The 15,993-nt window shown below is 60.0% G+C and carries 12 protein-coding genes and 2 pseudogenes; 7 read left to right on the top strand and 7 right to left on the bottom strand.

The features are described 5' to 3' along the window. Positions 1–19: 19 nt before the first annotated feature. From AUC69_RS17045 to AUC69_RS09600, 3 genes and pseudogenes are all read right to left on the bottom strand, one after another. Positions 20–684: pseudogene (locus tag AUC69_RS17045) on the bottom strand (N-acetylneuraminate synthase family protein); the annotation flags it as partial. Positions 685–708: 24 nt separating this feature from the next. Further along, entirely contained in the window at positions 709–2,379 is a 1,671-nt protein-coding gene (locus AUC69_RS09610) for a glycosyltransferase family protein (RefSeq protein ID WP_141700714.1), read from the bottom strand. A gap of 479 nt (positions 2,380–2,858) precedes the next feature. After that, the gene (locus tag AUC69_RS09600; RefSeq protein ID WP_069441964.1) at positions 2,859–3,899 is read right to left on the bottom strand and encodes an SDR family oxidoreductase; all 1,041 of its coding nucleotides are present in this window, start codon (positions 3,897–3,899) and stop codon (positions 2,859–2,861) included. A gap of 495 nt (positions 3,900–4,394) precedes the next feature. Between AUC69_RS09600 and AUC69_RS09595 the strand changes: the two genes are divergently transcribed. The 6 genes from AUC69_RS09595 (at position 4,395) to AUC69_RS09570 (ending at position 10,201) form a co-directional block, all read left to right on the top strand. Then, positions 4,395–4,787 carry a hypothetical protein gene (locus AUC69_RS09595; RefSeq protein WP_141700713.1) on the top strand — a complete coding sequence of 131 codons (393 nt, stop codon included), beginning with the start codon at positions 4,395–4,397 and terminating at the stop codon, positions 4,785–4,787. Next, entirely contained in the window at positions 4,784–5,998 is a 1,215-nt protein-coding gene (locus AUC69_RS09590) for a hypothetical protein (protein ID WP_069441962.1), read from the top strand. The genes AUC69_RS09595 and AUC69_RS09590 overlap by 4 nt, the downstream gene beginning before the upstream one ends. A gap of 129 nt (positions 5,999–6,127) precedes the next feature. Then, positions 6,128–6,976 carry a sulfotransferase family protein gene (locus AUC69_RS09585; protein ID WP_280136635.1) on the top strand — a complete coding sequence of 283 codons (849 nt, stop codon included), beginning with the start codon at positions 6,128–6,130 and terminating at the stop codon, positions 6,974–6,976. Between the two features lie 13 nt (positions 6,977–6,989). Next, entirely contained in the window at positions 6,990–7,628 is a 639-nt protein-coding gene (locus tag AUC69_RS09580; protein ID WP_069441960.1) for a methyltransferase domain-containing protein, read from the top strand. 26 nt (positions 7,629–7,654) lie between these two features. Then, positions 7,655–8,656, top strand: a complete 1,002-nt coding sequence (locus AUC69_RS09575) for a hypothetical protein (RefSeq protein WP_069441959.1) — start codon at positions 7,655–7,657, stop codon at positions 8,654–8,656. A gap of 48 nt (positions 8,657–8,704) precedes the next feature. Next, complete coding sequence (locus AUC69_RS09570; protein WP_141700712.1) at positions 8,705–10,201, top strand: hypothetical protein; 1,497 nt, start codon at positions 8,705–8,707, stop codon at positions 10,199–10,201. 12 nt (positions 10,202–10,213) lie between these two features. On the opposite strand, the gene AUC69_RS09565 is transcribed toward AUC69_RS09570, so the two are convergent. The 4 genes from AUC69_RS09565 to AUC69_RS09545 all read right to left on the bottom strand — a co-directional run bounded on the left by AUC69_RS09565 (position 10,214) and on the right by AUC69_RS09545 (position 13,668). Continuing rightward, positions 10,214–10,642 (bottom strand): hypothetical protein, encoded by a 429-nt coding sequence (locus AUC69_RS09565; RefSeq protein ID WP_141700711.1) that lies wholly within the window; start codon positions 10,640–10,642, stop codon positions 10,214–10,216. Between the two features lie 58 nt (positions 10,643–10,700). Then, positions 10,701–11,039: a hypothetical protein gene (locus AUC69_RS09560; RefSeq protein ID WP_069441956.1), complete on the bottom strand. Its 339-nt coding sequence runs from the start codon at positions 11,037–11,039 to the stop codon at positions 10,701–10,703. Positions 11,040–11,049: 10 nt separating this feature from the next. Next, complete coding sequence (locus AUC69_RS09555; RefSeq protein WP_069441955.1) at positions 11,050–12,009, bottom strand: glycosyltransferase family protein; 960 nt, start codon at positions 12,007–12,009, stop codon at positions 11,050–11,052. A 537-nt stretch (positions 12,010–12,546) separates the two neighbouring features. Then, positions 12,547–13,668 (bottom strand): glycoside hydrolase family protein, encoded by a 1,122-nt coding sequence (locus AUC69_RS09545; protein WP_141700710.1) that lies wholly within the window; start codon positions 13,666–13,668, stop codon positions 12,547–12,549. Positions 13,669–13,879: 211 nt separating this feature from the next. Here AUC69_RS09545 and asnB point away from each other — a divergent pair. Further along, a pseudogene (gene asnB, locus AUC69_RS18525) lies at positions 13,880–15,845 on the top strand (asparagine synthase (glutamine-hydrolyzing)). Positions 15,846–15,993: the final 148 nt, after the last annotated feature.

Genomic DNA, 15,993 nt, shown 5'->3' with positions numbered 1-15,993 from the left:
AGGATGCTAAATCTTTCTCATCCATTGCGTGGTAATGATCATTTCCGACGGCGGTCTTGTCGTCCGTGAAGTGCTTCTCGATGATGACTGCGCCCAGCAGCACAGCCATGTCGAGTGCTGGCATGCCGTCCGCGCTCGGCATCACGTGATCGGAGTAGCCGATCGGGTGTGCAACGAACGTTCCTTTCAGCACGCCGATCTGAGCGAGTTGCGCATCGGCCGGCCGCGCGGGTAATTCAAGACGCAATGCAGAAGTGCAATCTCGGGAGCGCCCGCGCGCGTCAGTTCGGCGACGGCAACCGCAACCTCTTCGAACTGGGACGCTCCAACCGACATGACCACTGGTAATCTGCAACAGCCGACTTTGCGCAGCAATGGTACATTGGTCAAATCAGCGGATGCGATCTTAATCAGCGGCGCCAGCGACGCGACCATGTCGACGGAGCCGAGATCGAATGGCGTGGACAGAAAATCGACACCACAGTCGCGGCAATGAGCAGCGAGCGCACTATAGTCGCCCTCATCGAACGTGTCCCACCTCTGGAAGAGCGAGAACTGAGAAGACGCGGCTTCCTGCGTCTGGTCCCAGTAAGCCGGACTCGTACCTTCTGCTGCAAGCAAATGGGCCTTGTAAGTCTGGAACTTGGCTGCGTGCGCCCCAGCCTTCGCAATAGCTTCGATCATACGCTTGGCCCGGTCGAGACTGCTTCATGGTTCACTCCGATTTCGGCGATCACATAAGGCGCCAAGAAGCTGAATTCTCTGGTGCCGAGTTTGAATGGTGTGATTTGTGTCACGGGCTTGATTTCCGCTACGAGAGTCAGACAAGCCGTGCTGCGGGCTTCGCGTAATAATATTCCGAATCCGCCGCGAGCGCGCCCGATCGAGCGCCGACACCAACTCATCCACATCGCGGACTAAGAGCGCGTCTCCCTTGCCGATGACGGGCCTCATATACTCCGCACCAGGGAGGTCAACCACTATGGTCCTCGTACCGAGCGACATGCCCTCGAATAGAGTGGTCGAGAATGCCCCGACCTGTATAGCGGCGGTCGCCAGAAGCGCGAAGATATTAGGGTCGCGGTGTGACAGCGAAAAATTAGACGGAACGTCGTCGCAACCTCTGAGGCTATCCTCGTACTGCTCAAGGATTTCGCTGGGGTGGAGGCGGAACACGATCTGCAAGTCTGGTCGCCGGCGCGCCGCCTCCAAGGCCATACCGAACAGCTGCTGCCCGACCACACCCTGCGAGGTGAACACTACTATTTTTTCATCGCGCGGGCCGACCGCCTTAGCCGCCAGTTCGTAGACGTAAGGCGCGCCGATCACTCGGGAGCTTGTCTTCGCCGGGAGCGGCGTCGATTCCGGCCAGAATTTTCCAAAACACCAAAGTTCGTCCGGGCTATATGGCACTTGAGGACGCCCCGGCCAGCTATAGCCAAGGTGGAACGGCGAGATGATGCCGTGCTGCAGTTCGATCACATGCGCACCTTGAGCACGCGCGCCTTCCAGCGCCGCAGTGGTCGAGAGTCCGTAAGCGTTGGTGAGAAAGAGTTTTTTCACTGGATTCATCCCGAAGAACTCGGTGAATCCTTTGCGCAGCTTTAAGAAGGAGGCGGTCCGACTCTGGCATAGCTTGGCGAGATCCCCGATATCGACTCCAAGTCGATCAAAGAATTGCTCGCGGATTTCTTCACAAACCATGCGGTCTCGGAACGTGAGGATAAACACCTGGTCTCTGTACCGAGCCCGGTATTCGCTCAGTAGATTGTCAAAATCTACTGCCCCTTTAGCGATAGTTCCGTCCCACGCTCGATCCAAGAGCAGCGCGCCACTTCCGAGCTCGGCCCGCAAGGCTTTAGTGTAGAGTTCAGTCCCGCCAGTCCGGCGGGTCGCCATCAATACGCCGCAGCGGTGGCTTTTGGCGAACTTACCGTAGGCGCCAGCGACCGCGCGGACGAGGCCGCTCGATGGGAATGACTTGCGGTGCTTGGTTTTGGACCGGTCGCGCTTGAGGCCCTTACCCGACGACATGACCGGGTGGGGTGGTTGGTAGAGACCGACCTTCTGTGCCACAGCGTAAAAGAGAGCCATGCGAATGAGGGGCCACGGAAACGCATCGCCGACGTTCCAGTCGAGCAAGGTGAGGCGCTTTTCGATCGACCAGAAGCTCTCGCAGATGCACTCGACAGTCACGGAGACATACGGGCGGCTCTCGTCCTGACTTGACGCGCGGAAGCCCTGCGCGCGGCGCATGGCAACTGCAAGGTCCGCCACGTCATTGAGCAGCGCCTCGTTGCCGGCATAGTTCGCCAAACCGCGCGCGAGCACGTTTTGTGCGGCATCGAAATGCTGAGCATTTCGATTGGCCAGCGCCAAGCGGGAATAGAAAACGGCAGAAGCCTTGTCACCTTGAGCTGCGAGGGCTCTTTCCCACCGCGCTACAGCCTCAGCCCAGCTCTCCCCAGCCAGGGCGACTTCCGCAGCCTCTCGCAAGAGCGACGCATCTGCAGGATACTGCGCAAGCCCTTTCCGAACGGCAGTCTCGGCATTTTCGAGCGCGCGTCCTTGGCGATGGGCCTGAGCAACTTAGCGAAGATCGTTGACGGCGCTTTGGTCTCGCCCTCGATTTCCAGGAGCTGATTGAGCAATTTCGCGGCCTTGGCCCAGTCCTTCCTGACTAAGGCTTCATCCGCAAGGTCTCGCAGAGATCCAGTCGCTTTGCGGGAGTTCGTGAACGCCTTCACAAGAACCTTCCTTCGACCAGAGATCTATTACGGGCCTTATGCACGATAGCGAAGCCTCACGAAATGGGCAGGTGTCTGACTCGACCCCTAATAGTCCAGCGCCGAGCCATTTCAATCGCCTCCGCGCATATGGGCACAATACCAGCCGATGCTGTCCTCGAGCCCCATCGCGAGATCGAATTTTGCCTCATACCCCAATAGGATCCTGGCCCGCGAGATATCCGCCAGCGAGTCACGAATATCGCCCTCCCGGAAGGCGCAATAGGCCGGCGGTCCAGGGTCGTCGAGCGGCATTTGCGCCCGGAGGCTCGCGACAATCATCTCGTAGAGTTCGTTCAGGGTCGTCCTGCTACCCGCTCCTACGTTATAAACCGCGTTCAAGGCGTCGGAGTCAGGCGTGGTCGAGGCCAGGATATTCATCTGGACGACATTCTCGACATAGCACCAGTCCCGCGTAGTCTCACCGTCGCCATAGATCTCGATTGGCTTTCCCCTGAGCAATGCCGCGATCCATCGCGGGATCACCGCCGCATAAGGTCCGTTGGGGTCCTGCCTCTTGCCGAACACGTTAAAATACCGGAGGCCGACTACATCCATTCCTTGAATGCGCGCAAATAGATCAGCGTACTGTTCGTTGATCACCTTCGTCAGGGCATACGGACTCAACGGCCTGCCGATAGACTCTTCAAGCTTTGGCAAATTCTCGTCGTCGCCATAAACCGCGCTCGATGAGGCGTACACGAAACGTCTGACGTCAGTCTGCTTGGCGGCTAGCAGCATATTAAGGAACCCATCCACATTGCAAATGTGGGAGGTGAGCGGATCAGCCAGCGAGTATGGCACGGAGCCAATTGCCGCGTGGTGAAGGACCACTTCAATGTCCTTGCACGCCTCAAGGCAAGCATCCGCGTCGCGGATATCGGCGTTGACAAAAGTCAGTCTGTCTTGCGCCGACGCATCGCCACAGTCGGCAAGCGCCATCTCGACATTATGCCGATGTCCCGTAGCGAAGTTGTCCAAGCCGACAACGGACTGACCGAGTCGCAGTAAGGCTTCCACAAGGTTGGAGCCAATGAAGCCCGCCGCTCCGGTAACGAGAAACCGTTTGGGACTGCGTGCTAAGCCGTCGCAAGCTGCGTCATATAGAGTGATTATGGAACCCTCCGATACACCGCCGGAGTGCGGCGCGATTTCTCAGGGCTCAGATGTATCCTTGGGCAACAAGAATAGTTTGACCCTCATACTAGGCGCTGGTGAAACTGTGACGCAACGTACTCATGCGAATTCTCCCATTCAAGAGAATCCTGCGGTGACAAAATTGGCGTACCCGGCTTGCTAGAGACGCTCGTTCGAGGCGAACCTACGGCGGAAGTAATTCGTCAGACTAGCAAGGGATCGGCCAGCGAAGTTGGCGCCCTACTTTTGGGCCCGCGGCTCGCCCTGGGTCATTTACCGCTTAAGGGAATTTCTTCAGCACTGTAAGGTCCTGAGGTACTTGGCGCGATTGCCAATGGTGAAGGGCCGTTTTTGGGAAGAGTTCGGCATTTGGAGTCTTCAAGTACCAAGGAATACGGCAGCCGCGAGGGGTTCGGGCCCCTCCTCGGCAAGGCCAAGTCCGCGGTTTGGGGGGGTCTCAAGCGATCCCTCTTGTGGCCGCTGATCGAGGCATGCACCAAATACGGTGAGGATTCCGCCCATGCCGCCATCAACCAAAAGATCGAGGCAGCCCTCACCAATCCGCCAGCGGATTGGACACCAGAACAGCAGGTGTTCCTGGCGCATGCCCTGAAACACGTCGATCTTCTGCCCGAGCACGCGCTGTATGTTTTCATGGGGCGCCTGCTAACCAACCGCCAGTTGGGGATGCTCAATGCGCTAATCGAAGATGCCGATCTCGGCTTTGATGAGGTGCGCGAATATTATCGCTTCGCGGTGGCGGTCTATCTCGCGACCAGAGCGTCCCGCTCGATGAGGTCGCCGAACTCTATGCCCGGACTGAGAGCGAGTATCTGCGCTCTCGGATCCTCAACCAGCTTTTGACGCTTGCGGTCAGGACGGGCGCCAGCGACCGGATCCACAGCATTTTATCAGAGATCGACGACAACGCCCTCGACCGGTTGCGCAAGAACACGGTCTTTGGCATGTCGCGGCTTCTCTTGGAGAGGGACAAGCTGCAAGCCGCCGCGCGACTCTTGGATCGCTATGCCGGGCTGCTGCATCCGAAGCTCCGGCCCTATTTCCTGGAGCAGTTGCTGGCGCTCGATGCTCTCGGTCTGTTGAGCCCCGCATTGAGCGCGTTCTGTTCGGACTTCCGTCCAGCGCCTGGCGCCGCCATGCTTCGATATTTGCGTGACGCCTATGAGGCCGTCGATGAGGCCGACGGTCTGAATTTCGAGGAATTTGTGTTGAAGCCACTCTCCGATCTGCCGGAGGGAAAGCACAACCTCATGGATATGCGCTTTGCACCGGATCAAAGGCAAAGTCTTGTCGAGACGATCAAGACACATCTGGCCGACCAGCGGCCGCTATCCCTGCTGCGCCTCGGTGACGGGGAGGCCTATGCCTATGCCGCCCCGTCGATGGAGGGCATCGATCCGGACCTGTTCCTTGCGGACAACGTGACTCGCGAGCGCCATTGGTGGGGTGCGGCACCGTCACCCGATATCCGGAACGACATCCTGCGCCGCGTCCGCAACGCCGTCGACAGCTGCGACATCTTGGGCCTGCCATCCATCTATCGCATTGCCCGCGACCTGCCGGGACCCGGACAGCGCTTCGGCGGCGGCCGCTCTCAACGCGGACTAGCGGTCGTCCTCGGCGCCTGCAGCTCGGAGATTTCATTGGACGGCAAGATCGTGACCGAGGAGCGCTGCCATCAAGTCGCGCTGAGTCCGGCTGCGATGGCCGAACTCGCCTCAGCGGCGAAGGCGGTCCTGGTGATTTCCTGCTGGCCGGCGGATCAGCTACGCCTACCCTTTGCCCCATTGGAGTACATCACGGTGCCCCCGGCCCAGAAACTCAAGCGCTTGGAGGAGGCCGGCACGCAGCCGCTTTTTGAGGCCTACCCGCACATATTGCGGCAGATCCGCGCCGCCGCCGCACCCGGCACGCTGGTCCTAGTGGGCGCGGGGATCATCGGCAAATTTCTGGCTGGAGAGGCGCGAGAGAGCGGCGCCGTAGCAATCGACGTGGGCTCCATGTTGGATTATATGGCTGGGAGCAAAACTCGCAGCGTCGCCGATTTGATTTGAAGCACAGTGCGTTGACCCGCCGGACCGGCCAACGAACTGGCGAACATCGCGTCGCCGTGGGGAGCGGGGAGCGTCGAATAAGTGGAACTCAGCGATGACTAATGAGGCATATGACGACGCCCGATTTTCGTGCGTGGCATGAGCCGTTCGGGGGGCACGCTGATGTGCACCCTGCTCGATGCGCACGGCGACATCGCGATGTCGTATGAACTCTATCCGGCCCTGGTCGAAACGGCACCCGACGTCGATCTGAGGACGCTGGCCGCCGAGATCGCTAGCGCACGTAACCACAAAACGGTCGCCGAGTGCGCGCCCACGGCGCACTTCTCCACTTTCGTCGCCCGCAGCCTGCGCGGCGGCTTGTCCTACCAGGACTTCGCCCATCTCCTGGAGCAACTGGTTGACGAAGGTCACATGCTGACGGAGTTAAAGGGCCGCATGCGGCTCATCGAACTGTGTGGCCTCGAGAAGATGAAGCGCGTCGGCAAGCGCCGCTGGGGCATGAAGTGTGACAACGCGTTCGAGGACTACTTAGGGGTTTGGCCGCGAGCTTGCTTCCTCAACATGCTTCGCGATGGCCGCGACATCCTCGCCAGCCAGCTCAACACCGGTAGCTTCAAGCAGTCGCCGAAAGAGGTAGCGCGAGGCTGGCAGACGACGATCCGCCGTTTCGAGCAGCTCGTCGAGCGCCCTGACGTCAAGGCCCAAATGGTGCGCTACGAATCGCTGACCAAGAACCCCGAGCCGGAGCTGCGCAGCATTTGCGACTTCCTCGGGCTACCCTTCGACCCCAACATGCTGCATCATCAAAAGCTCGATCTCACCATCTTTAAGGCCAACCACCTGTCGAAGAAGCGGGTGAGCAGCGCCATCGACACGACGATGATCGGGCGCTGGCGAAATGACCTCAAGCCTGAGCAGCTTGCCGATTTTGTCTCCGTGGCGGGCGATGACCTCACCCGCCACGGCTACGCGTGAGGAGCGTGCAAGAATGCTGACTGACGCGACAGAGATCGCCATTGCTGCCAACGCCAAGCAGAAGAACATTCGCGATCCGAGGCGCAATCGGCAGCCGTTCTTCCACATTCTTGATGACTTCCTTGGCGGCAAGCCGCTCACTGGCCGCTATATCGACCTCGGGGCCGGCCAATTCGATTTCGCCGAGATCGTCCGTGAACGCGGCGGCACTTGCGTCGGCGTGGACTTCGATCCGGCGGTGGCGGAACTCGGCCGCTACAAGGGCTTCGAGGTCGCCGAACTGAACATTCAAAAGCTGGCGAGCCATCCCTTCGACACCTCCTTCGACGGCGTCTTCAACAAGTTCTCGCTGAATGCCTTCTGGTTCTGGGACGATGACGAGGCGCACAGGGCCTTTGTCGATGCGATCGTCAATCTGATCCATCCCGAAGGCTGGGCCTGGCTGGGGCCGTGGAACGGCGTGCCCAAGGCGGCCGATCTCGACCAGGCAGCGATTGACCGCACGCTCGCTTTCCAGCGCGAGCTTTTCGAGGCGCATGGTTTCATCACCTTGCCGCTGACGCTCGCGCAGACCCAGCGCTATGGCATTCACGGCGACGTCGCTAACAACGTCGTGTTCTGCAAAAATCTCAACTGGACGCCGGCCAGATAATCCAAAAGGAGCAGTTGCCTCCGCTCATGGAAAAGATTGAACTGACTCTCGATGAGACCGCTGAAATTCCCGGGGACGCCTTCTTGAGCCCGCGCGCTGGCGCCTATTTTCCCCGCCGCTACGTGACCGACTTCTTTCGCTTTATCGAAGCGCACAAGGCGGATCTCGAAGTGATCACCTATGCCGATTTTCCATGGGGCCGTGATTGGGATTTTGACGGAGGCTATCCCGAAGAGCGCAAGGCGTGGGCTAAGGAGCTGGCGAGCGGCAAGCGTAATCCGAACAAGGCCTACATCATACTTCAGTACGATATAGACTCCTTCCCGGAGCGTGCCATGGGGCTCTTGCGGGAGCCCACGCAGGCCCTGTGTCCCACCAACGTCATGATCTTCAACAAGCGGATCGACCGCCGCCGCCTCAAAACGACCGGCGAAGTCGCCTTTACCGATTACGATCTGGACGATGCGTTGCTCCGGTCACTCAGCGACCAGGGCTTTGTGATCGGCTATCACATTAATGCCTTCGAACAAGCGCTGTTCGACACCGACCGGGCGCTTGAGATTTTCGACCGGGACGTGCGCGAGTTGTCAGCGCGATTCCCTATCAGCTTCGTTTCCGCACACGGCGGCGTTCCAGGACCCGACGGCCGTAACAACAACAACATGCCGTTCCACCAGGATTGGCAGACCAAGCTCCGCTGGGTACACAATGGCCATTCGCCCAAGTTCAATGGGCAGTTCAGCGACGGGGGCCACAACGCGCCGACGCGCGACCCTGTGAAACGTGACCTTCGCGACTTCGTTCGAACGTTCAAGCCGGGCAACCGCTACCGCATCTTGTTGCATCCGCAGTACTACTCGGATGCCCCGCTGCCGTCCGCTCGATATGGCGGTACGACCTGGTACGATGAGATCATGAGCGAGAGCGCGGCGAATTCCGCTACTTCCCTGTGGAGTGATGTCACACTGGGCCGGGCGGAACTTGCACGCCCGCGGCGCAGCTTTTTTGGTATTCGCTGGCCCCAATAGCGTGTCTTGGGGTGCCGCAAGAGCGCGGCTGGTGGCGGGGGGTGGTTCGTGAAAAACATTCTCTGCCTTCACGCGCTTTTGCCCAACTCTCGTGGGACCACCTTCAAGAACATCTATTCGCTGCCCCGCCACGGACCAGGCAACCGCTACGTCTTTCATCACTTGAACGCGCCCGTGACCGAGGCGCTTCGCCGGATTCAGTTCGACGGGATCATTCTGCACTACTGCTTCTTAGGGCACCGGCTGCCGCGCACCGTCAATACCTTCAAAGCGCTATACAACTTCGTCGAGACCTCGACCGCGATCAAAATCGCAATTTGCCAAGACGACTACACCTGCAACGAGGTTCTCGACACTTGGCTCGATGAACTCGGCGTCAACATCGTATACAGCCCGATCACCCGCGATCTCGATGTTCTCTATCCCAGAATGTCGCAAAAGCCGGGGGTTGAGTTCCGCGAAGGTCTCACCGGTTATGTCGACGACGACATGCTGGCCGAGAGCTTTGGCCTTCCCCTTGCCGAGCGACCCATCGATGTCGGCAGCCGGGTCAGGGCCTTGGGACCACAACTCGGGCAGCACGGCCAAAGAAAAGCCGTCGTGGCCGAGCGGTTTTGCCGGGCCGCAAGCGCCGAGGGCTTTGTCACCGACTTCTCGACCGATCCAGGCCAGGTGCTCCTGGGCAATGACTGGCTACGCTTCTTAGGCTCGTGCCGCGCGACCATCGGCAGCCGTGGCGGGGCGTCGGTGGCGGACGCCGACGGTTCGATCAAGGAAAGGTGTCTAGCCTATTTGGAGGTGCATCCCGATGCTGCCTACGACGCCGTGAAGGCAAACTGCTTTCCTGACACGCCGGATGACTATCGCTTCGACGCTATCAGCCCGCGCCTGTTCGAGGCCGCGGCAACGCGCACGGCCCAAGTCTTGGCCCGCGACGACTATCTGGGGCTCGTGGCTCACGAAGACTACATCCCGCTCGAAGATGATTTCTCGAACTTGCCCGAGGTCTTCACCGCCTTGCGCTGCACCGACACACTCGCTCGCCTCACCGACAATGCCTATCGGAAGCTGATCGCATCGAAACGTTTTAGCTATGAGAGTTTTGCCACCGAGATCTTGGGGTCGATTCCCCAGCCCGGACATGTCGATCAAGAGGCGCCGGCGCTGATCGCGGAGCACTTTCAGGCTCTGCGTGGCTTCACAGACTTGGACGAAACCCTGGGGACGCTGACGACCCAGACCGTCAAGCGCGCCATACAGCGGCATTTGCGGAACGAACCGGCCATGCCGCTCGAAGCCCAGCCGTCACCGGAAATTTCGGCGACTGCGTCCCTTGTTGCAGCAGAGAAGTTCCTGGCCTACCCAGACCGCGCGATCCAGTTTCACATGTTGGCCAACTGGGCGCGGGCGCGAGAACCGGCTCTCCTAAAGTTGGATCTCGACGAGATACTCATAGGCCATGACGCGTCGTTGCTTTACACCAGCAGAAGCCTGGAGCAATGGGGATTCTGCGAGTGCATTCTCGATGAACCCTCGTCACGATAGGCGCCTTAGCTGTCACCTCCGCCACAGGCGGTGTGCACGCGGTTCCCGCAACGCACCAATCTTTTTCAGGGTCGCGGCCAATGACGGTTTGAACTGAGCGCCGTCCAGGCCGAATTTCTTTAGGCAATCCCGAATCTCGGCACAGATCCTTTCGAGCCTATCGGTCTGCCTTTTCCGTTTTGCGCGTAGGCCGAGCTGCGAAAGGACCACCAAGGCGATCTCTGGAAGCGTCATCGGCTTGGGCGCCCCTGCGGCGTGGCCGGCGTTGATATCCACCTCGTCGAGATAGGCTCCAAGCTGGGCGAGCAACGCCTCATGCGTCAAATCCGCCAGAGACTCGAGGCTGCGACTGAAATGGACTAATAAAACAGCCGCCGCGAGATCCTCCGCAAGGGGTACCCCGGCGTTGGCCGGTAGTGAGATCGCCGGCTGGTCATCCACTCCTAGGCACACCGTGACACTTTTGCTCCCGTCGCCTTGGAGTCGACGAAGCACGCCCTCAGCAAGAGACGCTATCGAGCGTGGCAAGCGCGTTGGCCAGGGCCGCTGAAAGAATGACAGCGAAGGATCGGTCCGACGGATCGCCATCGTCGAGCGCCTCCAGAAAAAGGGCTGCGGCTCCCGTAGCATTGCGATGAAGAGCGCAATGCATTGCTAGCTCGCAAAGATAACGGCTGAGCCTTGGGCCATCTTCGGCAAAATACGCGACAGCCCACGCGCGCGCTTGATCGTGACGCTGATCGTGGGCAAGCTGGGCCCCCATGCCGCCGGGATCGTCGGACAGGGCGATGGCGCCGAGCGACTTGGCATAGGGCACTGATGGCGGCGTCTTGCTCATTCGCAGGTTATCAGTGCAAATCCCGGTAGAGGTCGGCGAGCCTTCTGCCCACGACTACGTAACTATGAAATGCCTCTATCCAGCCTCGCGTCCGCCGCGAGAGGTCCGCTCTGTCCGCATGACTGAGCCGCAAGAGTTCTTGCATCGTTCCCCTGATGCCCTCGACTCCCATGGGCGTGTTCACGATGGCGCAGGTGTCGCGGATATCACATCCCGCCGCTGCCGCGCGCGAAAAGGCATCGTCTGAAAGATGAGCGATCGTCGGAATGCCATGAACTGCCGCTTCCAAGGCCGAGTTGGCATACCACCCAATAACGTCGCTGACGCCTAAGGCCGCTTCGCGTCCAGCCTGGTCGAAGAAGAGTGAGCAGGTTTGTTTTCGCGCCAGACACTCCGCATGAGATACGCCCGTGATGACATCGAGAGAAAGATCGAGACCTTCGACAGCCGCAATCAGTTCAGTAGTCGCCTTTCTTTTCGGTATGGATGGCGAATGGCCTAGCTTGGTCCCGTCCGTCCAGGAATACCGGAAGCGTTCGGTGTCGATCCCGTGAGGGATGTAATGCCCGGAGAACCACGCGTAGCAAAGGTCCGGCGTCATGGCTACACGTGCGGCGAATCCGCTTACAAATACTCGGTAGGCAGCGTCATCCTTGAACTTTCGCGCATTGCCCCCGTAGTGAGTGAACACGATAGGCTTCGTAGAAGCGGCGACAATCTCCGCCATCTGGCTGCGTTGCCCTTCGAAGATCGTGCTCTCATCCTTGATGTGGATCACGTCGGCTTGGTCGACCAGAGTACTGATATCACCCCTCACCACACGCTCGTCGGGGAACAACAGGTCCCAGCCGTACCCAAATTGGTGCGCTTCATACACGACCACGCGAACGGCGTAGTCACTTTGGCTGTGAACGGCATCTGCCCAATTCATAAAAGAACCGGCAAAGTCCTGCGGGGCCAAGTACAACACGCGCCGACCGTTAGAGCGCGCCCATTTCTCTCTCCAAGCCTCGATCCCAGGGGAATAGCTGCCGAACTCAAATCTCTGGCTTTCGCCAACTCCCGCTGGAGTAGACTGACCTGTTCACGCTCCTTCATGAGCATTGTACGAAAGCGCTGGCGTGCAATGGCGGCGGCAGCGTTTTTCTTGTCCCTTAGCGCCGCGATCTTCGCCTTCCTATTCGCGGCAGTCTTGCGACGCAATTCTGCGATCTGCCGCTTGTGCTTACGCTCGGTCTTGGCCAGCTCACACGCGAGGTACCGCTTGGCTAAGGCCCTGAGCTCGCGGCGTGGGCTTAGGATCCGTCGAATACCATTGAGACCTTTGCTGATAACACTCAAGCAACCCCTCCTTCCGCCAACCTACTCTCGACGAGATCCCTCATGGTGCCAACGCGCCCCTCCTCAAATCTCGCGACGGGAGCCTGGCCCCCACCAAAGCCGTCACCCCTTGGGCTTCCGCTATTCGCCTGCATCGACGATATCGTATTCTGGATGAGCACGGCGATCAGTTTGAGCACGAAGCCGTGTCGACTAGTGGCGTGGGGTTCTCCAGCGATTCGCGGGTTTCTGGATGGCTCGGCTCGAACGTGAAGCCAGTTCTGTCGTAGTCCCACACTCCCTGCAAGGTGGGGCTGGAGAGGGCGGTCGTATATTCCGCCGCTAAGGCTGCTGGTTTGTAGAGCGTTGCGATGCCCGTCCATGAACCATCCGGCATCTGTCTGATGTACGACATTTCGACCTTGTTCCGCGCCATGCTGTAGAGCCTCGAGTCGGCATGCGCGTTAAGCAGTGGGCGATCGAACCAGATCCGTGTTCCCTCTTGTCTCGTGGCGACGATGGGTTCGGCCGGCGATCCAGCAATAAGCAAGGGAATTCCTATTGGCACCTTGGCACCCGCGTGAACATGTCCGGCCTTTTCTCCGGCAATGCCTCTAACGGTCGCCGAGAACCCGTCCCACGATTTGATGATGACCCTGTCGGAGAACCCTGACGTCGGGCCGGGGGCCGTCGCAACCAGGGCCACACCCTTCGCCAAATCGGCGTCGTAGCCTTGATACAGCAACACCATGGCGCCTGAGCGTTCGCGGCAGGCATAGGAGACCGACAAACCACCGGCCTCCTCTGGGAGCGATGCCGATAGAATCACGCCATGGCGCGTCCATGTTCTGCCATCGGGGCTCGTAGCCACGGCAATGTCGTTGCCGGGCCCGCGCTGCCCGCGCACGAGATAATACATGACGTAGGGATCGGGACCCGCGGGGTCGCGCATGACATAGGCCGGGCCGATCCCGTAGGGCTCATCGCCGTTCGCGGCGAAGACGGGACCCTGGTCGATGAACTCCACACCATGACTTGCCGTGTAAAGCCGGACGGTCTTCCAACCTTCGTTGTAGACTGAGGCATAGAGGCGAGTGGTCGGACCGTCCTTGATTGCCGAGGGCCAAGCAATGTGGGTCTCGGCGTCCGTGGCCCGCACGACGGGCGCCGCGGCCAAGGGCAACCCGTCTTCGCCAAAGGCCCAGATGCCATAGGGCGTATCGGTCCCTTTGCCGTTGAGATACCACATCCCAGCAGATGCCGCGGAACTCGCAAGACAAGCGAGGAGGGCAAGGAGCGCGGTCACCATGCGTGTCATCACAGGGTGGCTCATAGGTCGGGTTCCAGTAAGGCCGAGCCTGTCAGCCAAGCTCGCTCTGTGGTATCACAGGCCAAAATTGACGGAAAGCCTGGGGAATTATCGGCGCGGGGAATCCTTTTAGCCGGGGTCGCGCTTGACAGTTGGGGAGCCCGTATGCGACCGCCGCGGTTGGGTTGGGCTCTTGGAGGGAGTACTCCGTGTGTGTGGGGTAGCCGGTATCATCAGCCTCTCGGGTGCGCCAATCGAGCGTCTCGAGGCCAAGCTGCGAGTGATGAACGATCTGATCGCTCATCGTGGACCTGATGGCGAAGGCGTCTGGTGCGCCACCCACGGCAGCGCGGGCCTTGCCCATCGCCGCCTCAGCATTCTCGATCTGTCGCAGACGGGCGCACAGCCCATGCTCGCGCCCAACGGCACGGCGCTCGTCCATAACGGCGAGGTCTACAATTTCATTGAGCTCAGAGACACTCTCAAGGACGGCTGGACCTTCCGCGGCACCAGCGATACTGAGACCATTCTTGCCGCTTACGCGCGCTACGGCGATGACTTCCTCGATCACTTGCGCGGCATGTTCGCCTTCGCGTTGTGGGACGACCGCAACAGGCGTCTCGTCGCCGCGCGCGACCGTTTCGGCGTCAAGCCCTTCTACTACGCAGAGATCGGCGACCAGCTCTACTTTGCCTCCGAAGCGAAGGCCATCCTGCCGTTTCTCCCGAGCATCGAGACGGACCCCGACGCGCTCAGCCAGTATCTGACGTTTCAATACGGCGTCGATGACCTCACCTTGTTCAAGGGCATCAAGCAATTGCTGCCCGGTCACCGGCTCGTGGTGAGTAACGGCGGGGTAGATATCCAGCGCTACTGGGACGTGAACTATGAAGTCGATTGGGACCACTCGCCGGAATATTTCCATCGGCGCCTGCGTGAGCTGCTGGACGAGTCCGTTGCCATGCACCTGCGCAGCGATGTGCCGGTTGGCGGCTACATGTCCGGCGGCATCGACTCGAGCCTCATCTCGATTCTCGCCGCGCGGCTAAGCCACCAGAACCGGCAGTTCTTCCACGGCAAGTTCACCGAGTTCCCCGGCTACGACGAAAGCCCCTATGCCGAGCTTGCCGCAACCTCGGCGGAAGGCGAGCTCCACCAGATCGACATCACGGCGCAGCACTTCCAGGACAACATCGCCAAGGTCATCTACCACCTCGACTATCCATGCGCGGCGCCCGGCTCCTTCCCCCAATTCATGGTGTCCCAGCTTGCCAGAGCATGTGAAGGTTGTCCTCGGCGGTCAAGGCGGCGACGAGATCTTCGGCGGCTACGCGCGCTACCTCGTCGCCTATTTCGAGCAATGCATCAAAGCCGCTGTCGAGGGCACGTATCAAAACGGCAACTACATCGTCACCATCGAGTCCATTATACCTAATCTCGGCGCGTTGCGCGAATACCGCCCGATGATCCAGCAGTTCTGGAAGGAGGGGCTGTTCGGAAATCTCGACGAGCGCTATTTCCGGCTCATCGACCGGTCGGGCGATATCAGCGATGAAGTCGAATGGGGAGCGCTCGACCGCGCCGGTGTCTACAAGCGCTTCGAGGCCATCTTCAACAACGGCGCCAATGTCCGCAAGGAAGCCTATTTTGACAAGATGACTCATTTCGACTTCAAGTGCCTGTTGCCCGCCCTTCTCCAGGTCGAGGATCGCATGAGCATGGCGCATGGCCTTGAGAGCCGCGTGCCGCTTCTCGATCACCCGCTGGTCGAGTTTGCCGCAAGCATTCCGGCCGACCTCAAATTCGAAGGCGGCACCATGAAGCAATTGATCAAGACCGTGTTTGCCGATGTCTTGCCAAAAGCGTTGGTCGAGCGACGCGACAAGATGGGTTTCCCAGTGCCCTTGCGCGAGTGGTATTCCGGCGAGCTCAAGGATTTCATCGGCGACATCTTCACGAGTCAGTCCGCCCGCACGCGCCCCTTCCTGCGGAGCGACAACGTGCTGCAGAATTTCACCAAGGAAGCGCCGTTCTCCCGCAAGACCTGGGGCCTCCTGAACCTCGAACTTTGGCATCAGATGTTTCACGACCGCGCCGCTGAGTGGCGCACGAAAGCCGAGCAGCAGCCGGCGCCGACGGACGAGTATGAGCCGCGGTCCGACCCGGCTCGACTGTAGGGGCTATCCGCTTCGCGCAAGCAGGGTGCGGACCGGCTCGACCAGGGTCTCGGGAGGCCGATGATGATGCAGAAGGCGACCGCCTGGACGTCCCGGTATGTCTGCCCGGACTGTCGAGCATCGCTCGGGGGCGAGGCTTGCGGCGAGT

Origin of the sequence: Methyloceanibacter superfactus (genome assembly GCF_001723305.1) — a bacterium.
GTDB classification, from domain to species: Bacteria; Pseudomonadota; Alphaproteobacteria; order Rhizobiales; family Methyloligellaceae; genus Methyloceanibacter; species Methyloceanibacter superfactus.
Note: the sequence above shows the minus strand (reverse complement) of the source record. Positions and strands in the feature narration are given on the sequence as shown.

Coding starts and splice junctions, on each gene's coding strand:
- AUC69_RS09580 (WP_069441960.1), top strand. CDS start 6,990: ATGCTGACTGACGCGACAGAGATCGCCATTGCTGCCAACGCCAAGCAG.
- AUC69_RS09575 (WP_069441959.1), top strand. CDS start 7,655: ATGGAAAAGATTGAACTGACTCTCGATGAGACCGCTGAAATTCCCGGG.
- AUC69_RS09560 (WP_069441956.1), bottom strand. CDS start 11,039: ATGAGCAAGACGCCGCCATCAGTGCCCTATGCCAAGTCGCTCGGCGCC.
- AUC69_RS09545 (WP_141700710.1), bottom strand. CDS start 13,668: ATGGTGACCGCGCTCCTTGCCCTCCTCGCTTGTCTTGCGAGTTCCGCG.